Raw genomic sequence first — 17,795 nt, forward strand, 5'->3', positions numbered from 1 at the left:
AGGGTGAGCCCCGCGAGCAGGATCGTGATGGCGATCTCGTTCGGCGTCTTCTGCCGTTTGGCGCCCTCGACCATGCCGATCATGTGGTCGAGAAAACTCTCGCCGGGGTTGGTCGTGACGCGCACGACGATCCAGTCGGAGAGCACGCGGGTGCCGCCGGTCACGGCGCTGCGGTCGCCGCCGCTTTCTCGGATCACGGGGGCGCTCTCGCCGGTGATGGCGCTCTCGTCGACCGAGGCGACGCCCTCGACGATCTCGCCGTCCGCCGGAATCACTTCGCCCGCTTCGACGAGCACGATGTCGCCCTTGCGAAGCGACGCGCCGCCGACCATGTCGCAGACGGCGGTCCGCGTCGGCGCGCGCAGCTTTTTCGCCGGCACCTCCTTGCGGGACTGGCGTAGCGAGTCGGCCTGCGCCTTGCCGCGGCTCTCGGCGAGCGCTTCGGCGAAGTTCGCGAACAGCAGCGTGACCCACAACCAGATCGAGATGTGGAAAATGAATCCCGCCGCCGCCTCGCCGCGCCCGGTCAGGGCTTGCACGAGCAGGATCGTGGTCAGCACCGCGCCCACCTCGACCACGAACATGACGGGGTTTTTCGCCATGAGGCGCGGATCGAGTTTCTTGAGCGATTCGATCGCGGCGCGGGCGATCATCGCGCGGCTGAACTTCAATACCGATCTGTCCTGAGACATGGGATGATCCTCGAACCCGAAGACGGTTTACGGGTGAAAGAGCGTGAGGTGTTCGACGATCGGCCCGAGCGCGAGCGCGGGGATGAACGTCAGCGCGCCGACCAGCATCACGGTCGCCACCAGCAGCCCGACGAACAGCGGCGTGTGCGTGGGCAGGGTCCCGGCGCTTTGGGGCACGATGTTCTTTTTCCCAAGCGAGCCCGCGGCGGCGAGAACGGGCAGCATGATGAGGAAGCGCCCGGCCAGCATCGCGAACCCGAGGGCGTAGTTGTAGAAAGGCTGATTCGCCGAAAGCCCCGCGAACGCGCTGCCGTTGTTGCCGGCCGCGGACGAAAACGCGTACAGGATCTCGGAGAAACCGTGCGCGCCCGGGTTGGCGATCGCACTGGCGGCCTTGGGAATGAGCACGGCGGCGGCGGTCCCGACGAGGATCAGCAGGGCGGGAATGAGGATGACGACCGACGCCATCTTCATCTCGAATGCCTCGATCTTCTTGCCCAGGTACTCGGGCGTGCGGCCGATCATCAGCCCCGCCACGAAGACGGCGACGAACACGAACATCAGCAGGCCGTACAGCCCGCTGCCGACGCCGCCGAAGATGACCTCGCCGAGTTGGATCATCACGAGCGGCACCAGCCCGCCGAGCGGCATGAAGGAGTCGTGCATCGAGTTCACGGAGCCGTTCGACGCGGCGGTGGTCGCGGTCGCCCACAGGGCCGAGTTCGCGATGCCGAACCGCACCTCCTTGCCTTCCATGTTGCCGGCGGAGGCGTCCATGCCGAGCGCGGTGAGTTGCGGATTGGCGACGGATTCCGCCCACACCGCCGCGCCGAGCGCCGCCGCCGTGACGATCAGCATCGCCGCGTAGAGGACCCAGCCCTGCCGGGGACTGCGCGCCATGCGGCCGAAGGTGTACGTCAGCGCGGCGGGGATGAGCAGGATCGAGAGCATCTGAAGGAAATTCGACAGCGGCGTCGGGTTTTCGAGCGGGTGCGCCGAGTTGACGTTGTAGAATCCGCCGCCGTTGGTGCCGAGTTGCTTGATGGCGACCTGCGACGCGACCGGGCCGACGCTGATCGTCTGCTCCGTGACCACCTGACCATCGGCGCCGGCGATGGACTGCGTCAGCTCGACCGGCATATCCTTGTGGAAGGTCTGCGGAACGCCCTGCGCCACCAGCGCCAGCGCGAGCACGAGCGACAGCGGCGCGAAAATGTAGAGCGTGCCGCGGACGAGATCGCGCCAGAAGTTGCCGATCGTCAACGCGCTCCTGCGCGTCAGCCCGCGGATGAGCGCGACGAGCACGGCGATGCCCGCGGCGGCCGACACGAAGTTCTGGACGCCGAGGCCGAGCATCTGCGTGAGATGGCTCATCGTGCTCTCGCCGCCGTAGGCTTGCCAGTTGGTGTTCGAAACAAAGCTCGCCGCCGTGTTGAACGACAGATGGCGCGTGAGCCCACCGAATCCCTGTGGGTTGAGCGGGAGCACACCCTGAAGTCGCTGCAACGCATACAGCGCGACGAAATCAACCAGGCTGAATGCGCCCAAAGCCTTTGCGTAGGACTTCCAGTCCATTTCCTCGTCGCCGACGCCGCACACGCGATAGATAAAGCGCTCGACCGGGCCGAAGACGCGCGTCAGGAAGACGGGCTCACCTTCATAGACGCGGGCCATGTACGACCCGAGCGGCTTTACCGCCGCCGTCAGGACCGCGAAGAACAGAATGATCTGCGCGACATCGAATCCGCTCATGAAAACATCTCCGGCCGAAGCAGCGCCAGCGCGAGATAGATCGCGAGCGCGATCGACACGAATGCACCGAGTATTTCCATCGTGGGAATCCTCCTAGACTCGGTCGGCGAGACCGACGAGAAACCAGAATCCGACAAAGACCACAGCCAGTGACGCGATGGCGGTGAAAGCCATGGGATCCTCCGGTTCGTGATCCGAGCGGGGTTCTATCGCCGTCCGAATAAAAACGGGGTCAAAATCCGATTTTCGCGTATCAAGAATTCATAAATTTCGGGGGTGGGCGGCGGTCGGGACGTGGGGGATGCGGCTCACGCCGCGGCCAATGCGGCGCCGAAGACTTCACGGACGCCGCTCGTCGAACGCGCTGATAAGCAGGCGACCTGGCGAATTCAGCTTCGGAGAGAAGATCGGTTCAGGGGACGAAGACGCAGATGTCCTCCAGCCGATTACTGAGATGGCCCGCACCATCGGTCGCTTCCAGATCGAAGCAGATATCGTCGCCAAATGGCGTAATCCCCGTGAAGTCGATCGCGATTCCGACTTCTACGGGAGAATCGCAATCGGGAGCGTCGGGAGCGCCCTCGGTAAAGTCGTCCCAGTAGACGTCCCCCGCCAGCGCGGGTTCGCTGGTTCCCGCGATCCAAACGAAGATCTCGCCCCCGCTGAGATCGTTATTCGGATCGCAGACGTCCCAAATCAGCACGCTCAAGATCGCCCCATATCCATCGTCCTGCGCGGGATCGGGATCCCAGTAGGCGTTCGAAATCTCCGGCCCATCGGGCGACACGTCATCATCGTCGTCGGCATCGTCATCCCACGGGGGCTCTTCGCCGTTGATGCAGACGTCCTCGACGCAGTCGGCCCATTCGGCACACCCGTCCGTGTGCGTGTAACAGCCGAGCCAGCAGTCGGCGTTGTCCAGGTCGCACACGTCTTCATCGGTGAGGCCGGGGAAGCACTCCTGCGTGCTCCCGTCCAGCACGTCCTCGCAACTTTCGGCGTCGTCATCGTCCGACACGTCGTCGTCGACCGCATCGTCGTCGGAATCCTCGGAGCAGTTTGACCACGCGCAGTCGAGCCATTCGGCGCAATCCGAGGCCACGAGAAAACAGTTCGCCCAGCAAGATGCGTCGTCGCGCGAGCAGATCGTTGCCGATGCGCCGTCGCTCAGGCATGTCCCGTCGACCTGGGCCAGAACCTCGACGCATTGGTTGTCCGCGAGTTGGGAGTCATCGTCATCGTCGTCCGATTCCATCAATCCGTCGCCGGACAGCGAGCACGAGGACACGACCACAACAACCACGCACCAACGCCGCATGGAATCGAAGATATTCAACATGGAAAGTCTCCCTCGTCCGATGGCTGATTGTGATTATCTCACAAAACTGCGCGGTAGCGGAAAACATTTTTTTTTCGCACCCTCCGAGCTGTACCGGAGGGTGTTTTCGAAGCTTCGAACCACGAAAAACCCCGCCGGGGCGGCCCGGCGGGGTTTGTGTTTCGGAATTTGACGAAACGTCAGGGCACGATGACCTTGACCATCTCGACGTAGGGCCAGAACACGGACAGGGCGATGAACCCGATGATGAGGCCGAGGCCCACGATCAGGATCGGTTCGAGCAGCGTGCCGATGATCGCCGTCTCGTGATCGACTTCCTTCTGGTAGATCTCGGCGACCTGGTCGAGCACGTCGGGCATCGTGCCGGCGTCTTCGCCCACCGCGATGAGGTCGTGCACCATCGGCGGGAAAACCGCGTGACGCGCACACGATTCCTGCAGCGTACGTCCGCGCTCGACGTTGTCCTTGATGTCGGCGAAGGCTTCGTTGAAGAGCGTGTTGTCCATCGTGCGCTGGATGAGGTCGAGCGTACGCAGCATGGGCAGCCCCGCGCGCATCAGAATCGCCATCATCGAAGAGAACTGCACGACGTACACGTTGGTCAGAATGCGCCCGAAGATCGGCGTGACGAGCCGGATGCGGTCGAGCCACGGCTTGACGCCGCCGCGTTGATTGGCACGCCGGTAGATCAGATATCCCACGAGCACGACGACGGCGCCCATCAGCCAGAAATTCGTCAGGGCTTCGGACAGACCGACGACCACCTTGGTCGGCCAGGGCAGCGGCACCTTCGCGATCGCGAACTGTTTGGCGAAGATCGGGATCACCGTGGTGATGAGGACCAGTACGACGGCGATCGCCAGAATGAGCAGGAATAGCGGATACGTGATGGAGCGCTGCACCGTGCGCAGCATCTCTTCCTCGCGATCGCGGTACTCGGAGAGATAACTCGTCACCTTGACCAACGAGCCGCTCTCCTCGCCGGTGCGCATGACGTTGACGACCATCGTGTTGAAGACCTGCGGAAACCGACCGAGCGCCACCCACAGTTGCTCGCCGCGTTCCACGTCCTGCATCACGTGCGTCAAAACCTCTCGGAACTCCGACGAGCGCGCCCGCGACAGCAGGATCGACAGGCAGCGCGAGAGCGGCACGCCCGACCCCAGAAGAATCGACATCTGCCGCAGGAACACACTGATCGTTTTGCCGTCCACCTTGCGGCGCACGAATCGCGTCGGCCCGATGGGATCATCCGCCGGCGCAGCCATCGTCGGGCGCGCCGCGGGTTCCGCCTTCGCCTTGGGCGGCGGAACCGCCGACGACGCGTCCTCCTTCATTTTCTGCAGAATCGTCTCCTTGATCGACTCGCGAACCTGCTGCCCAGACGCGGGCCCGACCGCGTCGGCGGTCGCCGATTTCACGGCGCCGGTTTTGCCGGGATCGTTCGCTTTCGCCATGCCCGATCTCCTCTCGTGGCTCGTTCGATTCCGTCCGTTCAACCGATCACGCGAACAAACTCATCCACCGTGGTCACGCCCTCGCGCACCTTTTGCAATGCCGCCTCGTGCAACGGCGTCATGCCGTCCTCGACCGCGGCGCTCCGGATCGCCTCTTCCGATTCGTTGTTCATAATGAGAGTGCGGCAACGCGGCGTGACGGGGAAGACCTCGAAGACGCCCGTGCGTCCCCGGTATCCCGTACCCAGGCACGCGTCGCACCCGTCGCCCTTGCGAAGCGAATAACTCTTCCGCGCGTCCGCCTCGGTCACCCTGAGCGCCTTTTTCACGCTCTCCATCAGCTTCACCGACTTGGCGCACTCGGGACAGATCTTGCGTACAAGGCGCTGCGCCACCGCGCCGACAAGGGCGTTGGCGATGAGGAAGCGATTGATGTGGAAGTTCGCCAGCGTCGTCACCGCGCCGACCGCGTCGTTGGAGTGCAGCGTCGAAAAGACGAGCATGCCCGTCATGCCCGCGCGGATGGCGATGCGCGCCGTCTCCTCGTCGCGGATCTCGCCCACGAGGATGACGTTCGGGTCCTGACGAAGGATCGCGCGCAGGCCATGGACGAAGTCGAAGTTGACGCGGTAGTTGACCTCGATCTGGTTCGCGCCGGGGATGATGTACTCGATCGGGTCCTCGATCGTCATCACGTTGACCACGTTTTTGTCGATGTGCGAGATGCACGAATAAAGAGTGGTCGTCTTGCCCGAACCCACCGGTCCCGTGGCGAGGACGATGCCGTGAGGCCGGCGGATGAAGCCGTTCACGGTCTCGACGTCCTCCTCGTTCATGCCCAGTTCCTGGATACGCGTGAAGATCTTGCCGCCCTCGGCGAGACGGATCTCCATGCGTTCGCCGAAGTGCGTGGGCACGGTCGAGATGCGCATGTCGTATTCCGCGGCGTCGGTGCCGAAACGGAAGTGCCCGTCCTGCGGGAGGCGGCGCTCGGTGATGTCCATGTCGGCGAGGATCTTGATGCGCGACACGATCTCGCGGCCGGTGTTTTTGTCGACCTGCGCGACGAGGTAGAGGAATCCGTCCACGCGGTAGCGGATCTGAAAATCGTGGCGGCGCGGCTCGATGTGGATGTCGGTGGCGCGGGCCTCGACCGCTTTTTCCACGAGCGTCGCGACCAGCTCGACCGCCGAGTCGCTTTCGAACTGAAGAAGAGCGGAGGACCCGCCGCGGACAGGTTCGGCTTGGACTTCGGTCACGATCTCACCAGCCCCTTCGCGCCGCACCGTAGCACGGCAAAACGTCGAGATTTCCCCGTGTTTTCCACGTCCGGCAAAACTGACCGCCGGTCAGCGCTCCAGATCGGCGCAAGAACCGTCCGTTCCGGGCGACGTTTTTTGACTGAGCGAGAAAAGGGTTTTTACCACGGTGGCACGGCATTGGGAACGGGGTTCTCGAAAATTTTCGAGAAAATCGGCGCGACGCCGTTGTGACAGCCGATGGCGACCGTAACGCGCTTCAGTCGATGGGCGACAGCCCGTAGGGCGGTGCGGCGTTGACCAGCATCCCGGCGCGGCACTTCAGGCGCTGCGTGTTGAACGTCTCACCCGGCATGGCGCCGGTGATGGTGTACTCGCCCGGCGGCACGTTGACGAAGACCGCGCCGCCGTCGTGCGTCGTTTCGGTCAGGTCGCGCACGGGGATGTCGATCATCGGCCAGCCCGGGATCTCGATGATCTGGAAGTAAAACGGACCGTTCGCCGCCGGGAGCGGCGGATCGATGCTCACCTGCACGCCTTCGAGTCCCGGCGTGAACGGATCGCCGCCGTCCGGTGTCGCCGTGACCGCGATCTGGCAACGGTCGGGATCGAGCGCCTCCCACAACACGAGCGAGAGCAAACGAACGATGATGCGCGGCGGCACCTGAAACGTCAGGTCATCGATTCCGTCCACGTCCGGGACCACCGTGGGGGTCTGCGTCGGCCAGAAATCGGGATGCCGAATGACGAACGACGCGTCCTCGCCGACATAGAGACCGTCCATCGAGAAATACCCGTCGGCGTCCGTGACGACGACCGGAAGATCGGGCCGCTCCACCACCTCGACCTCGCCCGCCGCAAGGTGATCGAATGAGGGATCGAAACGAAACGCCCGGCCGCTCACGGTCGTCGTTTCGTACGTGTCGTCGTCGGCGTCGTCGTCGGAGTCATCATCCGCATCGTCATCGATATCGTCATCGGCTGAATCGTCATCCGCCGCGTCGTCATCCGCATCGTCGTCGGAATCATCATCCGTGTCGTCGTCCGCCGTGTCGTCGTCCGCCGTGTCGTCGTCCGCCGTGTCATCGCCCGAAACGTCGTCATCCGCGGACGCATCGTCGTCGTTCGCGGCGTCGCCGTCGGACGAATCGGAATCCCCTCCCCCGCCGCACGCGGCGATCGTCACGCAGACCATCGCCAACAAAATCCGAATCGTCATGTGCATCCCGTGGAATCGCGCGAAGTTTCAGTGCCTCGACAGCTCGCGGACGGCGAAGACGCGAAAGCCATGCTTTCGCCGCGCGCGCGTGTCGTACCCGACGGACCCATTGACGAGACGCAGGTACCCGTAGCCGAACAGGTTGTGCCGGTCGCTCCAGATCATGTCGCCCCGCGTGGTGAACGGCGCGGGCAAATTCTTCGGCCCCGCACCTTTTTCGCGAATCGAACGCAGTTCGCCGATCGTCGGCAAGCGCCAGTCGTCATGGCCGCCCGCACGCAGTTGCTGCACGAATCGCTGCGCATCGGCAACGAAGGTTTTCGAGTCGGGGCCGACGAACCACTCGAGCCCCGCGGCTCGGTCGAGTATCGAGCCGTAGTCCGTCAAGGAATACCGGGGAGTTCCCTCGGGCAATGTCTCCAAACGCGGGGGATGCCCGGTGCAGGCCGCCAGAGCGGAAACGATCAGGATGGCGAGGAAGATCTTGGCAGCGCGACGCAAGGGACCCATCTCCAACGACGGCACCTTAGCGGGAGCGCGTTTCGCAGGCAATCCCAGCAGTCATTGCCGGTGAGCCATGCACGGTGGGGCGTCGATCGGTCGGACCGTTCGCGAAATTCCCCGCGACGTCACGGCCGTGATACATTCCCGTCACGAACAATCGCCGACGTCGATTGCTTTTCGCGGACCGTCCGCTATAACCGACCTGTTTTCAAAGCCTCGTTTGGGGAGTCGTCGAATGTTGTGGAACCGTTCCCGGATGAACGTCCGGCGCGGCCCGGTTGCGATCGGTCTCGTGTCGATCATCGCCCTGATTTTCGTCGCCGCATGCGAGGACGCCGAGGAGTTTCGCGAAGCCCGCGCCTACAAGATCGACAGCCGATCGCAGCTCATCGGCGGCCCGAAGGCGCTGGGCACCCTCGGCGACTACATGCTCGAAAACGACAAGATCCGGGTCATCGTCAACGGCCAGCCCACCGACATGACCGGCGGCATGCCCAACAAGTGGGGCGGCGCGATCATCGACGCCGACATCCAGCGCGTGGAGAGTTTCTTCGACCCGGCGGTCGGCGGGAAAGACGCCCTGGTCGAGATCCTGCCCATCATGGACGTGAAGACCTTCGGCTACGACAACGTGTACGACAGCGGCCCCATCGTGCGCGTGCCGCAGGATGCCGTCGAGATCCTGCGCGATGGCGGCGACGGCAATACGGCCGAGGTGCGCGTGAAAGGCGTGATCCACGAACTCATCCCCTTGCTGCAACTCATCCCCGTGCCGCTCTCGTTCCTGCCCGTCGAGGCCGAGACGACGTACAGCCTCGCGCCCGGTGACAACTTCGTGAAGATTTCGACGACGTTTCGTCTGCTCAATCAGGACGGCAGCGAGCCGAGCGAAACGTTCGAGGTCCCGATTCGGCCGATCTCCGCGGACGACAACCCGATCGCCTCGATCCTGACCGGCGACGTCTTCGGCGACGCGCTCTTTTACGGCGATTCACTCGACGTCATCGGCCCCGGCCTCTTCGGATTCTCGTCGAGCTTCTTCATCGAAGACCTCTTCGACGCGGGACGCTCGACCTTCACCGACACGCCCGTCGTGGACTGGTCCGCGGGCGCGGGGGACGGCATCGGCTACGCGCTCGTCTCGCCGAACGGTCCGCTCTCGTTTCCGGTCATGGAGAGCTTTCTGACGATCGCCTTCCAGCAGCTCACCGAAGACGGCTACGCGTTCCCCAAGCCGGGAAGCTCGTACACTTACGAGCGCTTCCTCGTGGTGGATGAGGGCGACATCGGCGGACTGCTCGATCACGTCGTGGAAATCCGCGACTGGCCTTACGGTAAAGTCGAGGGGCGTGTGCTGGAAGAAGGGCTCGGGCGCGCCGCGAGCGACGTGAACGTGCTCGTCTTCAAGCATCCTCGTTTCACCGCGGACGGCAGCCTCGTGCCGTTCGTCGATGACTTCGACGAGATGAACTCCTATCTCAAGTCGCTCGACTCCGATTCCGTCGATACGCTTCGCCTCGTGCCGTACAGCCGTTTCAAGACGGATGTGCTGCGCGTCGATCAGGTCGCGGACGGCAGCTTCGCCGGACGGTTGCCGGTGAACGAGGAAACGCGCGAGGAGAATTACCTGCTCATGGTTTCCGGTCCGGGCAACGTGCGCGGCAAGCTGCTGCCGCTCCGAGTCCGCGACGGAGCAACGGAAAAGGTCTCGCTCACGCTGCCCGCCACCGGCAAGGTGAAATTCTCGGTACGCAGCCTCGATCCCGAGGGGCCCGCCGAGCCGTGCAAGGTCACCGTCATCGGCACGAACGGCGAGGCGATCGCCGATCCGATCATCGGCGAGGACTTTCTGCCGGCCGGCGAGGTGAAAATCGTCCACACGCTGAACGGCGAGGGCGAGGTCGATCTGCCCGCGGGCACCTATCGCCTCGTCGCGGGGCGCGGGCCCGAATACACCGTGGACGAAAAGACCGTCACCGTGACCGTGCTGGAGACGCAGACGGCCCACTTCACCATCGACCGCGTCGTCGACAGCTCCGGTTATGTCTCCGGCGACCTGCACGTGCACAGCAATTACAGCCCCGATTCGGGCGTGGTGCTCGAAAAGCGCGTGAAGTCGATCTTCGCCGAGGACGTGGACGTCGTCGCGAGTTCCGACCACGACGTCATCACGAACTATCGCCCTGCGCTCGAAGACCTCGGCATGGCAAGCCGCATCCTCTTCATGCCGGGCGACGAGCTGTCGCACTTCAGCTACGCGCACTTCAACGCCTACCCGCTGAAGTACGACCAGACGAAAATCTCCGGCGGCGCGCCGAACTGGCGGCTGCCGAGCCCTTCGACCACCCTGCCCGACGGCTCGGTGATGCCGATGTACACGCCGCAGGACTGCTTCGATGCGCTGCGTGCGCGCGGCGACCGCGACATGATCGACCAAGACCCCATGGTCGTCGTGAACCACGGGCAGGAGTCGTTCACCGGCTATTTCCGCGCATTCGGATTCGAGCAGAACTACGGCGTCTTCGACACGGCCGACATCCTCACCGCCCTCGATCCCGTCATCAATCAGGGCGAGTTTCTGGCCGAGGACCCGTCCGTGAATTTCTCGTGGGACTTCGACGGCATGGAGGTGCTCAACTCCAAGCGCTTCCACGACTTCCGTACGATCACCGTCGAGGAGGTGCCCGAGAACGACCTGGGCCAGCCCGGCCGCCCCGAGACGCCTTTCATCAACGCGATCGTGCGCACCGGCGACGAACAGCTCCGCATCAAGGACGGCGATCTGCGTCTCGACCACAGCAACCGCGGAATGATCGACGACTACTTCACCCTGCTCGCCCTGGGCAAACGCGTCACGGCCCTCGGCACCTCCGACACGCACTCCACGTCGTCCACCGAACTCGGCAAGTGCCGCACCTACGTCGCGAGCACCACCGATGCGCCGGAGTTCGTCGATCCCGACGAGTTCATCACGAACCTGAAAAACGGCCGGACGGTCGCGACCTGCGGCCCCTTCGTCGAAACGTGGGTAAACGGCCGCACGATGGGGTCGGACGTGTACGACGGCGACGGCGAGATCGAGCTGCGCATCAAGGCGCAGGCGCCGCAGTGGATGTCGCTGGATCGGCTCGAGATCTACGGCAACGGCGTACTGATCGGCGAGATCGGTCGCGACGCCACCGACCATTTCCTCGGTTGCCGCACGCAGGGCCTCGACATCGCGCCGGTGAATCGCGCGGTGCGTTTCGACGACAAGCTGACCTGCGAGGTGGAGCGCGACACCTTCATCAACGTCATCGCCGTCGGCTACGAGGGCATGACCCCGATGAGCAACCCGGTGGACGGGCCGACGGTCGAGATCACCGACTCCCTCATTCTCGGTGTCAATCAGCTTCTCGACTCCTGGCTCGGCCTGACGAATCTGCTCGCGCCCTCCACGGTCCTCGCGCGCAACCACGAGATCTACCCCTACGCGTTCACCGGGGCGATCTGGGTGGACACCGACGGCTACGACGCCGACGGCGACGGCCACGCCTACGATGGTCCGGGGTTCGTACCCGGTTGGTTCGACGACGACGAGCAATCGTCGATCGCGAAGTCGGGCGACCAAAAGACGTTGCTCTCGGTGGCCGCGGCCAAAGGCAAGATGTACTCGATGACCTCGGGACTGCGTTCGCCGCAAAAGGCCCACGCCGATGCCTTGGCCGAGCAGCGGGAGCGGGAAGAGAACGCGCGAGGGTGCGGCGCGATCTGGTAGCTTTGCGGCGCGATCTGGTGACGTAACAACACGGCAAGGTCGGAGCGAACGGGGTCGACAACGTCGATTCCGTTCTTTTTTTTTCATTCCTTCTGTTTCGCTCACTTGCGCCCGTTCGATATTTTCGATAAATTTCGAACTCGCCCTTTGGGGCTCTCCACCACCGGTGACGATGGATGAAGAATTCTGGACAGCCATGGTCCAATTGGATCGGGACCGTTGACTATCGGGCGGGTCGCGTGTTCGAGACCGACCGCGAAGACCGCCTCGCCGCACACATCGCCGAAACCGCCCGCGCCGGCGGACAACTCAAAGCCGTGGGCACGGGGCACTCTTGGTCGCCCATTACGCAGTCCGGCGATTCGGCGATCTTCCTCGGAGCCTTGACCGGTCTGACGAAGACCGATCGAGCCCAAAGGCTGGCGACGGCGTATGCCGGAATGACGCTCAAGGACTTTAACGCGGCGCTTTCGCGAGTCGGTCTCGCCCTGCCGAACCTCGGATCGATCAATCAGCAGTCCCTCGGCGGGATCGTCTCCACGGCCACGCACGGCACGGGCCTTCGTTACACGACCTTCGCGGGCCTCGTAAGGCACCTCCGCCTCGTCGATGGCCTCGGCAATACCCACGACATCACCGAGGAATCGAACCCCCGCTGGTTCCAGGCCGCGCGCTGCGGTTTGGGCGCGCTCGGCGTCATCACGCAGGTCACGTTGCAATGCGAGGATGCCTTCCGGCTGCACTGCGTCGAGGAGCTGATGAAGGTGGACGAGGTGCTCGAGCGGCTGGACGAACTGGTCGCCGAGAATCAGCACTTCAAATTCTGGTGGGTGCCGGGTACGCGGTGGGCGCTGACGTTCCGCCAGAATCGCACCGAGGAGCCGAAACGCAACGCGGGCTGGGGCCACCGGTGGTGGCATCGCATGTTCATGCGCAACTCCGCGCTCGAGTCGGGCCTCTCGTTCGCAGCGCGCGTCCCCGCCGCGCTGGGCATGGTGCAGCGGATGATCACGATGGGCACGCCGAAGCGCCGCGAATACGTGGACGCGAGCCACGAAGTCTTCAACTTCCCCGTGAACGTGAAGCACTGGGAGAGCGAGTTCGCCCTGCCCATCCAGGCGGCGCGCGCCGGATTCGAGGCCCTTCGCGAGCTGATCGACCGCGAGCACATTCGCATCGGATTCATCACGGAGTGCCGATTCGTGGGGCGCGACGCGGCATGGCTGTCTCCCGCGCACGGGCGCGACACCGCGTATATCGGCGCGTTCCAATACCACGGCATGCCGTACAAGGATTACTTCCGCGTTTTTTCGCGCGAGATGCACGCCTTCGATGGCCGGCCCCACTGGGGCAAGATGCACGACCTGTCGGGCCGCGAAATCGCCTCGGGCTACGCGCACTGGGACGACTTCCGCCAGGTCCGTGCCGAGCTCGACCCCAAGGGCGTCTTCCTGAACCGTTACCTCAAGGACGTGTTCGACGTGTGACGGGGCGTCGAGAGAACCGAACTCCTGGGCGGATGTCACCCTGAGCAAAGCGAAGGGTCCCGCGACAAGTCGGGGCAAGATCCTTCACTTCGTTCAGGATGACGGCAACCGGTCGTTCAGGATGACGGCAACCGTACGCTCGGGATGACCGCAACCGGTCGTTCAGGATGACGGCAACCGCACGTTCGGGATGACGGCAACCGGTCGCGGCCCATCCCCCATTGGCGGCATCACGACGGCTCTCCCGGGGCGAATCCTACTTCCGGCACGCCGTGAACCAGATCGGCTGGCGCGGGCCTTCGCCGATCTGAACGATTCCGCCGTGGACCGGGTCGTAGGCGACGGCCTCGCCCTGGTCGACCTTGGCGAAGGGCACGTTCGAGCGCCGCGCGGCGAGCAGCGATTCGAAGAAGCGATCCGGCTCGACCGGGTACTCCCACATCGAGTCGTAGGTGCGAACGAGCAGTCGGCGGCCCGACGGATGGATGTCCGCCGCGGTCACGCGCTCGCCGCGCCCGCGCGCGGTCTTCAGCACGCCCAGCTTTTCGAGCGTCGTTTTCGTGCGCGTCGCATCCGGGCCGAATCGGTAGATGTTCGTGATGCCGTCCGGTTCCTTCGAGAGGATGTAGAGCGTGCCGTCGGGATGCCGCGCGATGGCCTCGGCGTCGCGCGGGCCGTCGGGATACGCGAAGAGCATGCGTTCCACCGTCGCCGGGATTTCGCCGAAGGGCGCGGCGGGATCGACCGTGGGCTCGACGATGCGGTACACGACGAGATCGTGGCGGCGGCGGTCGTTGTCGCCGATATCGGCGAGGTCCAGGCACCAGTCGTCCGCGCCGTTCACCGCGCACCGCCCCATCGACATGTCTTCCCAGTCCATCGCCCAGCCGCCGGCGAGCTTGACGCGGCCGAGCTCGCGCCCCTCGCGCGTCATCGCGTAGACGAAGGGTCCGTCGCCCGAGTCGTTGTGCGCCCAAATCACGCCGGGGTTTTTCGCGCTCACGGCGATACCGGAGATTTCGGTCAGGCGGCCGTCCTCGACAACGCCGAGCTGAACCGGCAACTCGTACGCGGCGCACGGCGCGCCGGGATCGGAAGATGCGGAATCGGACGCGGACGACGACGGCCGGCACGCGAGCACCACCGCCACGCACGCCGCCGCGAGCACGGCGACCATGGGGATTACGACGCGGGGCATTCCAGAATCGGGAAGGTTCCGGGCTCCGCGGGCGAGGCGAGCCCCATGAAGTAGCTCATCGACCACGTCCACATTCCGCCGTCGAGCAGCAGCGAGCACTCGGCGTCGGCGGGGTTCTCGTTCGCCCACGCGGTCATGTCACCCAGCACCGCTGCCTTGGCCGCGACGAGAAACCGCGCGCTCAGATCGATGAGGCGGTCGTAGCCCTCCTGATCGAGGGCATCGAGGGGGATCGCGTCCCATACCAGCTCACCCTGCGCGGTCGCGGCCTCGGCGAGATCGACCAGCGCACCCAGCTCCGCCCACCGGTCATTCGGTGGATCGGCGAGCGCCGCGAGCGCGGCGTCGTATCGCGTCATGAATGCGTACGGCGAATCCGGCACCACGCATTCGAAGACGTTCGCGCCGCATTCGACCACGTCCTGGGGCGGCGTCGTGCCGTCCGGCGGATGCGCGAGGATCTGATCGAGGTATCCGCGATTGTATCCGTAGAGCATGGCGAGAACGGCGACGCCCGATCGAGCCTCGGCGAGGATCGCGGCGTCGTCGCCCGACGCCAGCACCGCCTGCGACCGCCCCGCGAACCACGCGACGACGCGAAAAATCGGCGCGAGGAATTCGAAACCCTCGCTCGTGCCGTCCTTGGTGAACAGGCCGTCGAGCGCGTCGCGCAGCCACAGCCCGCCGAAATAGCCGGAGAGGTAGAGGTTGCCGAGCGTCGGCCGAGCGTCGGCGTCGCCCGCGCACAGTCCGTCGAACGACGCAAGGGGTATTTCGCCCAGCAGAAAGTCGGGCGCGTTGGGCTCCGTGGCCGTTTCGCAATACGCCGTGGCCTGCGCGTCGAGCAGGTCCTGATCGACGGCCATCGCGTCGTTCGGCCACCAGGGATAGGGCGGAAGCGTCACGTGCGCGGACGGCGCGGCGCTGTCGTCGTCCGCGTCGTCGTCATCCGATGCGTCGTCGTCGGCGTCGTCGTCAGCGTCGTCGTCGGGACTTACCGCGCTGTCATCGGAGTCGTCATCGCCGGATGATCCACCGCACCCCGCGAGCGCGAACGCAATCGCCACCGCCAGCAGCACGAATCTCACGCGCCCGGCCCCGGCGTGGTGACGAGCGCGCGCGTGGCCATGTCGCGGTCGAGCATGAAGAGCCCCGGCCCCGTGCCGCCGAGGAGCTTGAGCTTGCTCAGGATATCCTGAGCGGTTTTCATCTCCTCGATCTGCTCGGCCACGAACCACTGGAGCAGGCTGTTGGTCGCATGATCTTTTTCGGCGAGCGCGACATCGACGAGCTTGTTGATGCGCTGCGTGATGTGACCCTCGTGGTTGAACACGACCGTGAAGGCGTCGAGGGCGTCCTTCCACTCCGACGGCGGCGCGCTCACCGCGCCCAGATTCACGCGCCCGCCGCGCTGGTACACGTAGTCGAAAAACTTCTTCATGTGCATCAGCTCTTCCTGCGCCTGAATCGTCATCCAGTGCGCGAAGCCCGGCAGGTTTTGCGTCTCGAACCATCCCGCGAGCGACAGGTAGAGGTAAGCCGATTGCGATTCGGCGTCGATCTGGTCGCCGAGCGCTTTTTCCATTTTCTTCGACAGCATGTTCACCCCCGTGCCGCGCGCGGCGGCAAATTCCCTCGGGCCGTTCGTATTCGTCGTCTATCCCACGACGTGATGCAATTCACAATGACCTGCGTCAAGCCGATTTCGCGCCGCGCTTGCGATCTGCTATGCTGCAATCTTCATTCATACGAAAACGGGAGCGCGCCATGTCGGACAAGGCCGAAAAGAGCGTGGTGGACCCGCAGACCGTGGTCGACGCCCTGCGTGACGCCGGCGCGACGCGCGGCTGCCCGCGCTGCGGCAACGACTCGTTCCGCATCCTCGCGGGGTATCTGTGTCACTCTATTCAGAGCGACACGCGGGGGATCCAGATCGGCGGACCCGGCATCTCGACGTGGGCGCTGGTGTGCAATCGCTGCGGCTTCGTCTCGCAACACGCCATCGACGTGCTGACGGGAACCGCCGACGCCGAACCCGTGCGGCACTGAGGCGTGTTTTCCCCCGCACGTTCGTGACGCATCCGCTCCTCGCGCGGTCACCGAAGATTTTTCTTTGAATGCACAACATCATGTGATACGCTGCCCCTTTGTCGCTCCGTCATCATTTGGAGTGCAACCCATGCGGCAACATCGTGCTTGTGCGGTTGAGTTGCACCTCGCGCCGGCCCTGTGTTTCGTCTCCTTGTTCGCGGCGGACGCCGACGCGTGCGTGCGGGACTGGCTGCGCTTTCGCGACGACGTAGGGCCGTGCCAAGAAGACAGCGAGGCCGTTGCCGCCAACGAAGACGGCGACGTTTTCGTACTCGCCGACGCTTCTTGCGGACTGCCCTGGGACACGAATGGCGCTAAGATAATGGCCTCGTGTATTTGCTCCGGTGCTGGGCTTCCCGAAATTCCCCCCGGGGTTTTGTGAGTCTCTGGTAGTTTTTCGGTCGGCGTTTGGTGGCTCGGGGTTCGAGTCGGTTCGGTCGATCCGGCACGAGGTCTCTGGCGATGGCTGTGAGCATCTCGGCGCAGATGCGGTCATGCGTCGCAAGGTCGGTTGAGGCGGCGAGGATCGGCGCCCACTGGCGGATGGCGACGAGTGCGCCCTGGAAGCTTACCCGGCTTGCCGGAGCGCCGCTCGCGCCCGCGGCCTCCAGCATCATGGCGCGCACCAGATTGTACGCGATGGCGATGACGCGCAGCTCCCGTTCGACCATCTCCGGCGACTTGCAGCGCAGCACGTCCATTCCCAGTGTGATTTTTGCGTCGCGCAGGCCAACCTCCGCCAGCCATCGCCGCCGGTACAGTTCGGCAAACGCCTCCGCCGGAAAAGTCCCGGCGTCGAGGAGCGTCGTCGCGACGGTGACGGACCGCGTCCGGAATCCGGCGATGTCGATCACGAGGTGGATCTCCCGCACGCGAAACAGCGCCGGCATCGCCAGCCACTGCGCAAGATCCATCCACACCGGAATCTCCTTCGACTTCACCCAGTCCACCCACCGGTCATTCTCCCCCAGCCGTTTCACCTCGCGCACGCCGACCGACCGCCGCGCGTTTTTCCGCACGACGCAGTCCACCCCGCGTAG

At 64.5% G+C, this 17,795-nt stretch carries 15 protein-coding genes; 3 read left to right on the top strand and 12 right to left on the bottom strand.

The window, feature by feature from the left end; genetic code table 11:
• The 8 genes from IT350_14080 to IT350_14115 form a co-directional block, all read right to left on the bottom strand.
• Nucleotides 1-692, bottom strand: a 692-nt coding sequence (locus IT350_14080; GenBank protein MCC6159173.1) for a potassium-transporting ATPase subunit B, incomplete at its 3' end; no start/stop codon positions are given.
• A 27-nt stretch (nucleotides 693-719) separates the two neighbouring features.
• Nucleotides 720-2,444 (bottom strand): potassium-transporting ATPase subunit KdpA, encoded by a 1,725-nt coding sequence (gene kdpA / locus IT350_14085; protein MCC6159174.1) that lies wholly within the window; start codon nucleotides 2,442-2,444, stop codon nucleotides 720-722.
• Nucleotides 2,441-2,581: a potassium-transporting ATPase subunit F gene (locus IT350_14090; GenBank protein MCC6159175.1), complete on the bottom strand. Its 141-nt coding sequence runs from the start codon at nucleotides 2,579-2,581 to the stop codon at nucleotides 2,441-2,443. The genes kdpA and IT350_14090 overlap by 4 nt, the downstream gene beginning before the upstream one ends.
• Nucleotides 2,582-2,856: 275 nt before the next feature.
• Nucleotides 2,857-3,783, bottom strand: coding sequence for a hypothetical protein (locus IT350_14095; GenBank protein ID MCC6159176.1), 927 nt, complete (start codon nucleotides 3,781-3,783; stop codon nucleotides 2,857-2,859).
• Between the two features lie 179 nt (nucleotides 3,784-3,962).
• Nucleotides 3,963-5,240, bottom strand: coding sequence for a type II secretion system F family protein (locus IT350_14100; protein ID MCC6159177.1), 1,278 nt, complete (start codon nucleotides 5,238-5,240; stop codon nucleotides 3,963-3,965).
• A gap of 38 nt (nucleotides 5,241-5,278) precedes the next feature.
• Complete coding sequence (locus IT350_14105) at nucleotides 5,279-6,499, bottom strand: type II/IV secretion system protein (protein ID MCC6159178.1); 1,221 nt, start codon at nucleotides 6,497-6,499, stop codon at nucleotides 5,279-5,281.
• Between the two features lie 259 nt (nucleotides 6,500-6,758).
• Nucleotides 6,759-7,718: a hypothetical protein gene (locus IT350_14110; protein MCC6159179.1), complete on the bottom strand. Its 960-nt coding sequence runs from the start codon at nucleotides 7,716-7,718 to the stop codon at nucleotides 6,759-6,761.
• A gap of 27 nt (nucleotides 7,719-7,745) precedes the next feature.
• Nucleotides 7,746-8,219, bottom strand: a complete 474-nt coding sequence (locus tag IT350_14115; protein MCC6159180.1) for a DUF1566 domain-containing protein — start codon at nucleotides 8,217-8,219, stop codon at nucleotides 7,746-7,748.
• 238 nt (nucleotides 8,220-8,457) lie between these two features.
• Between IT350_14115 and IT350_14120 the strand changes: the two genes are divergently transcribed.
• Together IT350_14120 and IT350_14125 are read left to right on the top strand one after the other, a co-directional pair.
• Nucleotides 8,458-11,979 carry a PHP domain-containing protein gene (locus IT350_14120; protein MCC6159181.1) on the top strand — a complete coding sequence of 1,174 codons (3,522 nt, stop codon included), beginning with the start codon at nucleotides 8,458-8,460 and terminating at the stop codon, nucleotides 11,977-11,979.
• A gap of 176 nt (nucleotides 11,980-12,155) precedes the next feature.
• Entirely contained in the window at nucleotides 12,156-13,466 is a 1,311-nt protein-coding gene (locus tag IT350_14125; GenBank protein MCC6159182.1) for an FAD-binding protein, read from the top strand.
• A gap of 256 nt (nucleotides 13,467-13,722) precedes the next feature.
• On the opposite strand, the gene IT350_14130 is transcribed toward IT350_14125, so the two are convergent.
• Genes IT350_14130 through IT350_14140 form a run of 3 tightly spaced genes read right to left on the bottom strand, consistent with a single transcriptional unit; the run spans nucleotide 13,723 to nucleotide 16,264 of the window.
• Nucleotides 13,723-14,664, bottom strand: a complete 942-nt coding sequence (locus IT350_14130) for a hypothetical protein (protein ID MCC6159183.1) — start codon at nucleotides 14,662-14,664, stop codon at nucleotides 13,723-13,725.
• Nucleotides 14,649-15,752, bottom strand: coding sequence for a hypothetical protein (locus IT350_14135; protein ID MCC6159184.1), 1,104 nt, complete (start codon nucleotides 15,750-15,752; stop codon nucleotides 14,649-14,651). Before IT350_14135 ends, IT350_14130 begins: the two co-directional genes overlap by 16 nt.
• Nucleotides 15,749-16,264: a ferritin gene (locus tag IT350_14140; protein MCC6159185.1), complete on the bottom strand. Its 516-nt coding sequence runs from the start codon at nucleotides 16,262-16,264 to the stop codon at nucleotides 15,749-15,751. Before IT350_14140 ends, IT350_14135 begins: the two co-directional genes overlap by 4 nt.
• 167 nt (nucleotides 16,265-16,431) lie before the next feature.
• Between IT350_14140 and IT350_14145 the strand changes: the two genes are divergently transcribed.
• Nucleotides 16,432-16,713 (top strand): hypothetical protein, encoded by a 282-nt coding sequence (locus tag IT350_14145; protein MCC6159186.1) that lies wholly within the window; start codon nucleotides 16,432-16,434, stop codon nucleotides 16,711-16,713.
• Nucleotides 16,714-17,069: 356 nt separating this feature from the next.
• Here the strand turns inward: IT350_14145 and IT350_14150 are convergent, their stop codons facing one another.
• Nucleotides 17,070-17,774 (bottom strand): transposase, encoded by a 705-nt coding sequence (locus tag IT350_14150; GenBank protein MCC6159187.1) that lies wholly within the window; start codon nucleotides 17,772-17,774, stop codon nucleotides 17,070-17,072.
• Nucleotides 17,775-17,795: the final 21 nt, after the last annotated feature.

It is taken from the genome of Deltaproteobacteria bacterium, assembly GCA_020845895.1.
GTDB lineage: Bacteria > Lernaellota > Lernaellaia > JACKCT01 > JACKCT01 > JADLEX01.